Origin of the sequence: Streptomyces lucensis JCM 4490 (genome assembly GCF_014650035.1) — a bacterium.
In the GTDB taxonomy this organism is placed as follows: Bacteria; Actinomycetota; Actinomycetes; order Streptomycetales; family Streptomycetaceae; genus Streptomyces; species Streptomyces lucensis.
The window spans coordinates 429658-435657 of the sequence record NZ_BMUE01000005.1 but is presented as its reverse complement, the minus strand read 5'-3'; the positions used below and the strand labels follow the sequence as shown (position 1 = coordinate 435657).

The window sequence follows — 6000 nt, the reverse complement described above, 5'->3', positions numbered from 1 at the left end:
ACGCCGCCAGCGTTCGTCCTGAGCCAGGATCAAACTCTCCGTGAATGTTTACTCGGCCGTAATTCAGCCGGTGCAACACCACGAGAGCGGTGCGAGAGGAGGAATAATCCACTCGCACACAGCGTCCTCGCTGTGTTTTTCAAAGGAACCTCGTCCCGATCGTGATGACCGGAGACGGGGTATCAACTAATCTGGCGTTGATTTTTGGCACGCTGTTGAGTTCTCAAGGAACGGTCGCTTCCTTTGTACTCACCCTCTCGGGCTTTCCTCCGGGCGCTTCCCTTCGGTGTTCCAAACTCTATCAGGGTTTTTCCGTCTTCCTGACCACCCCCCTGCGGGCACGCAGAAGGAGATCCAGAAGTAGGATCCGACGAGTTTGGGTGCTGCCGAGCGAGGACGCTTTCACATCCCTCTGCCCGAGCAGGAGTACGACTGTACACGGGGCCTCGAGACGGGTGCAAATCCGGGGGGTTGGTGGTCTAGACCACTTACTGGTAGCTTCTATACGGAACCGCCAGTTCACTTGACATAGCCTGCTGCTCAGTGCGCCGCCCGGGGCACCCGGTGATGGCCCGCAAGCAGCTCCACTCCCTGGGAGGCTTCCCATGACCACCGTGACGTCCCCTCTTGCCGGACGTGCCATCGGACTGGCTGCAGTGCCTGATCCGGTCTTCTCCGGGGCCATGGTCGGCCCGGGCACCGCCATCGACCCCGTACGCGAGCCCTCCGAGGCCGTGGCGCCCGTGGACGGCGTCATCGTCTCCCTGCACCCGCATGCCTTCGTCGTCGTGGACGGGAACGGGCACGGTGTGCTCACGCACCTCGGTATCGACACCGTCCAGCTCAACGGCGAGGGCTTCGAGCTGCTCGTCGCCAAGGGCGACACGGTGACGCGCGGGCAGAGCATCGTGCGCTGGGACCCCGCCGCGGTGGAGGCCTCCGGCAAGTCCCCGGTGTGCCCCGTCGTCGCGCTCGAAGCCACGGCCGACTCTCTTTCCGACCTCCGTGACGGCGGCGACGTCAAGGCCGGCGACAGCCTCTTCGCCTGGAACTGAGGGCAGCGCCGCCCCGGGCGGCTACCAGGACAACCACCGCGGCGGCGGGACCCGCCGCACTAACGGAGACGGGTGAGATGGAGACAACGCTGCGAGGCGTCGGCGTGAGCCATGGCGTGGCGGTCGGCGAGGTCCGGCACATGGGCACGGCGGTGCTGGAGCCGCCGGCCAAGCAGATTCCCGCCGAGGAGGCGGAGCGTGAGCAGGGGCGTGCCCGCCAGGCCGTGGACGCCGTGGCCGCCGACCTGACGGCGCGCGGCAACCTGGCGGGAGGCGAGGCCCAGGCCGTACTCGAGGCACAGGCCATGATGGCCCAGGACCCCGAGCTGATGGCCGACGTCGACCGGCGGATCGCCGTCGGCAGCACGGCCGAGCGCGCGGTGTACGACGCGTTGGCGGCCTACCGGGAGCTGCTGGCCGGTGCCGGTGAGTACCTCGCCGGGCGGGTGGCCGACCTCGATGACGTGCGCAACCGGATCGTCGCCCGGCTGCTGGGCGTTCCGATGCCGGGCGTGCCGGACAGCGACGAGCCGTACGTGCTCGTGGCGCGGGACCTGGCTCCCGCCGACACGGCACTGCTCGACCCCACGCTGGTGCTCGGCTTCGTGACCGAGGAGGGCGGTCCGACCAGTCACAGTGCGATCCTGGCACGTGCGCTGGGCGTGCCGGCCGTCGTCGCGCTGCCGGGTGCCGGGGAGCTGACGGAGGGCACCGTGGTCGCCGTGGACGGCAGCACCGGCGACGTCTTCGTGAACCCGAGCGAGGAGAAGAAGGCGGAGCTTCGGGCCGCGGCGGCCGAGCGCAAGGCCGCGCTGGCCGCCTCGACCGGTCCGGGCGCGACCGCGGACGGGCACAGGGTTCCGCTGCTGGCCAACGTCGGCGGCCCGGCGGACGTGCCGGCGGCCGTGGAGGCCGGTGCCGAGGGCGTCGGTCTCTTCCGTACCGAGTTCCTCTTCCTGGACGACAGCAAGAACGCTCCTTCCGAGCAGAAGCAGGTGGAGGCCTACCGGCAGGTGCTGGAGGCGTTCCCCGAGGGCCGCGTGGTCGTGCGTGTGCTGGACGCGGGTGCGGACAAGCCGCTGGACTTCCTGACGCCCGCGGACGAGCCGAACCCCGCGCTCGGCGTCAGGGGCCTGCGCACGCTGCTCGATCACCCCGAGGTGCTGCGGACGCAGCTGACCGCGCTGGCGAAGGCCGCCGAGGGGCTGCCCGTCCACCTCGAGGTCATGGCGCCCATGGTGGCCGACCGCGCGGACGCGAAGGCGTTCGCGGACGCCTGCCGTGCGGCGGGGCTGACCGCCAAGTTCGGCGCGATGGTGGAGATCCCCTCGGCCGCGCTGCGGGCACGTTCCATCCTGCGGGAGGTGGAGTTCCTGTCACTCGGGACCAATGACCTCGCGCAGTACACCTTCGCGGCGGACCGGCAGGTGGGTGCGGTCTCGCGGCTGCAGGACCCGTGGCAGCCCGCGCTGCTCGACCTGGTCGCGTCGGCCGCCGAGGCCGCCCGGGCCGAGGGCAAGAGCTGCGGCGTGTGCGGCGAGGCCGCCTCCGACCCGCTGCTGGCTTGTGTGCTGACCGGTCTCGGTGTCACCTCCCTGTCGATGGGTGCGGCGTCCCTTCCGTACGTACGGGCGACGCTGGCGAAGTTCACCCTGGCGCAGTGCGAGCGGGCCGCGGCGGCCGCGCGGAGCGCGGACAGCGCCGAGGAGGCGCGCGGTGCGGCTCAGGCCGTGCTGTCCGGCGAGTAGCCGCGGGCGTCGGCGCGTCCGGTGTGCCGGCTGATCAGGGGCGTCCCGCCTTCGGGTGGGGCGCCCCTGTGGCGTCGGTGCCTCTGCCCGCCCGTCGTGCGCGGGAGTCAGTGGCGGTGGTCCGCCTCCGTGTTCCCCTCGCCGAGGTCGGGTGCTGCGCAGTAGTCGACGTCGGGCTCCGGGGAGACGAGATCGCCGGATTCGGGGTCGGTGCAGTAGGCGTCGAAGACCTCCGACGCGGTGAGTGGTTCGAGGCCGCCGGCGCGCAGCCGCCAGCCGCAGACCTGGTCGGCCGTGCCGGGTGCGCTGGTGCGCATGACGAGACCGCCGGGGCTGCGGGTGGCCAGGCCGAGCGCGAGGACGCTGGTGAACTCGAGGGCCTCGGCCTCGTCGAGGCGGGTGGCGCCGTGGGCGTCCTGGTCGCCGTGCAGTACGGAGACGAGTGTGTCCGGTGCTCCGGAGACGCTGCACACGAGGTGCCGGTCGCCCGGCGGTGCCGCGTCGAGGATGCGGACCACGAGGTCGGAGGCGCGGGTGAAGGCGGCCCTGCCGATGTCCTCGCCGCAGGTGGGGCAGGGGCCGAGGCGGGTCAGCAGGGTGGTGGCGTACTCCCAGGTGGCCTGGCGTACGGCTTCGTCCACGAGGTCGGGCAGGAGAGTGGCGAGGGGCCGGCCGTCGTAGGGAATGGTGGGACCGGTTGCCGCGAGTTCCGCGGTGAACCGCGTCCGGCTGGCCGGGGCCTCGGGGTCGAGACCGGTTCCGGCGCAGTAGGCGGCGTAGTCCTCGGGGTCGAACAGGGCGATCGTGGTGAGGGCGCCCTCGGCGGCGCGGGCCCTGAGGACGGCTTCGACCTGCTGCAGATAGGTCGCGTGGTCGTCGAAGGTGAAGCTGCGGTATCGCCGCATGCTGCGGAAGTCGTGTTCGTCGGTGAGCAGGCCGATGGTGCCGGCGATCTCCCGGTGCAGGACGCGCCGCATGGTCCGGTGGTCGGTGTGCGCCATGTTTCCCCCTGGTGCGCAGTCGATCAATGCTCACTCACCGTAACCGGCGGCACTGACAACGAGGGAGCCCGGTGGCGGAGCCCCGGACCCCACCCGTCGGCGCGGTGGGTGGTCCGGGGCTGTGCGCGGGTGGTGACGCGGGCGGCTCAGGCGCGTTTGCGGGCGAGTTCCTCGTAGAACCCGAGCAGGCCCAGGTCGTCGATGGATCCGGGGTTGACCGCCTTCTCCATCGGTGTGCCCTGCAGGAGTCGTTTGACGGGAACCTCGATGCGCTTGCCGGTGAGGGTGTGCGGGACGCCGGGCACCTCGATGATCTCGTCCGGTACGTGCCGCGGTGAGAGCTGTTCGCGGATGGCCTGCTTGATCCGCTTCAGCAGTGCCTCGTCGAGGGCGGCCCCCGGTGTGAGGTGCACGAACAGCGGCATCCAGTAGCCGCCGTCGGGCTGTTCGATGCCGATGACCAGGGATTCCCTGATCTCGGGCAGGCGCTCGACGACCTCGTAGATGTCGGCCGAGCCCATGCGCACACCCTGCCGGTTGAGGGTGGAGTCGGAGCGGCCGTGGATGATCACGGATCCGCGTGAGGTGACGGTGATCCAGTCGCCGTGGCGCCAGACGCCGGGATAGGTGTCGAAGTAGCTGTCGTGGTAGCGGCTGCCGTCGGGGTCGTTCCAGAAGCGGATCGGCATGGACGGCATGGGGTTGGTGACGACCAGTTCCCCGACCTCGTCGATGAGCGGCTGCCCGCTCGGGTCCCAGGACCGCAGGTCGGTGCCGAGGCCGGGCGCCTGGAGTTCGCCGGTGTACACGGGCAGGGTCGGGACGGCTCCGGCGAAGCAGGAGCAGACGTCGGTGCCGCCGCTGACGGAGGCGATCCACAGGTCGTCGCGGACCTCGTCGTGCAGCCAGCGGAAGCCGTCGGGCGGCAGGGGGGAGCCGGTGGTGGCGACGCACTGGACCCGGGAGAGGTCGAAGTCCCGGGCCGGGTGCACGCCCGCCTTGCGGCAGGCCATGACGTAGGCGGCCGAGGTGCCGTAGAGGGTGGCTCCGGTGCGTTCGGCGATCCGCCACTGGGCGCCGGTGTCGGGGTAGCCCGGGCTGCCGTCGTACAGGATGATCGTCGTTCCGGTGAGCAGGCCGGAGACGAGGAAGTTCCACATCATCCAGCCGGTCGAGGTGTACCAGAAGAAGCGGTCCCCGGGACCGAGGTCGCAGTGCAGCCCGAGCTGCTTGAGGTGCTCGACGAGGATGCCGCCCTGGGACTGGACGATGGCCTTGGGCAGGCCGGTCGTGCCGGACGAGTACAGCACCCACAGCGGGTGGTCGAACGGGACCTGCTCGAAGACGGGTTCGCGGTCCCCCGCCGTCAGGGCGGACCACTCCAGCGCGCCCTCGGGCGCCTCGGTGCCGAGGACCGGGATGTGGACGACGGCGCGCAGCGTGGGCAGCTCGCGGCGCAGCTCGGCGACGATCTCGCGGCGGTCGTGCTCCTTGCCGCCGTAGCGGTAGCCGTCGACGGTGAACAGGACGACGGGTTCGACCTGCTGGAAGCGGTCGAGGACGCTGCGAGCGCCGAAGTCGGGGGCGCAGGAGGTCCACACGGCGCCCACGGCGGCCGTCGCGAGGAGGGCGACTACCGCCTGGGGGACGTTCGGGAGGTAGCCGCTGACCCGGTCGCCGGGGCTTACGCCGAGGTCGCGCAGTGCGGCGGCGAGGGAGCCGACCTGACGGCGCAGCTCGGACCAGGTCACCGGGCTCGGCTCGTGCGTCTCGTCCACGTACAGGAGCGCGGGCTCGTCCGGGCGGTCGGCGGCGGCGCGCAGGGCGTGTTCGCTGTAGTTGAGGGTGGCTCCGGGGAACCACTGGGCGCCCGGCATCGAGCGGTCGCCGAGGACGCGCGTGGCAGGGGCCGAGAACCGTACGTCGAACCACTCCGTGAGGGCGTTCCAGAACGTGTCCAGCTGGTCGACCGACCACCGGTGCAGCGCCGGGTAGCCTCCCTCGGCCGGGGCGCCGTGGTGCTCGGCGGCCCATGCCTGGAACTGGGTGATACGCGCCTGGGCGATCCTCTCGGGATCGGGCTGCCAGAGCGGCTGGGGGTTCGCGGTCGACATGGGGCGGCTCCCGGGCTGTGCGCGTCGTGTGCGTCGGTCCGCGCACGGGCTGGGGTGTGCGCGTGACGCGGCTGACAGGGAC

4 protein-coding genes are annotated in these 6000 nt (G+C 71.2%); 2 read left to right on the top strand and 2 right to left on the bottom strand.

Annotation, left to right across the window (positions count from 1 at the left end; genetic code table 11):
• Positions 1 to 605: 605 nt before the first annotated feature.
• Complete coding sequence (locus IE177_RS15180; RefSeq protein ID WP_190015848.1) at positions 606 to 1055, top strand: PTS sugar transporter subunit IIA; 450 nt, start codon at positions 606 to 608, stop codon at positions 1053 to 1055.
• A gap of 77 nt (positions 1056 to 1132) precedes the next feature.
• Entirely contained in the window at positions 1133 to 2803 is a 1671-nt protein-coding gene (gene ptsP / locus IE177_RS15175; protein WP_190015847.1) for a phosphoenolpyruvate--protein phosphotransferase, read from the top strand.
• Positions 2804 to 2910: 107 nt separating this feature from the next.
• Here ptsP and IE177_RS15170 read toward each other — a convergent pair whose 3' ends face one another.
• The gene (locus IE177_RS15170; protein WP_190015846.1) at positions 2911 to 3804 is read right to left on the bottom strand and encodes a DUF8829 domain-containing protein; all 894 of its coding nucleotides are present in this window, start codon (positions 3802 to 3804) and stop codon (positions 2911 to 2913) included.
• A gap of 146 nt (positions 3805 to 3950) precedes the next feature.
• Positions 3951 to 5918 carry an acetoacetate--CoA ligase gene (locus IE177_RS15165; RefSeq protein WP_190015845.1) on the bottom strand — a complete coding sequence of 656 codons (1968 nt, stop codon included), beginning with the start codon at positions 5916 to 5918 and terminating at the stop codon, positions 3951 to 3953.
• Between the last annotated feature and the right edge of the window lie 82 nt (positions 5919 to 6000).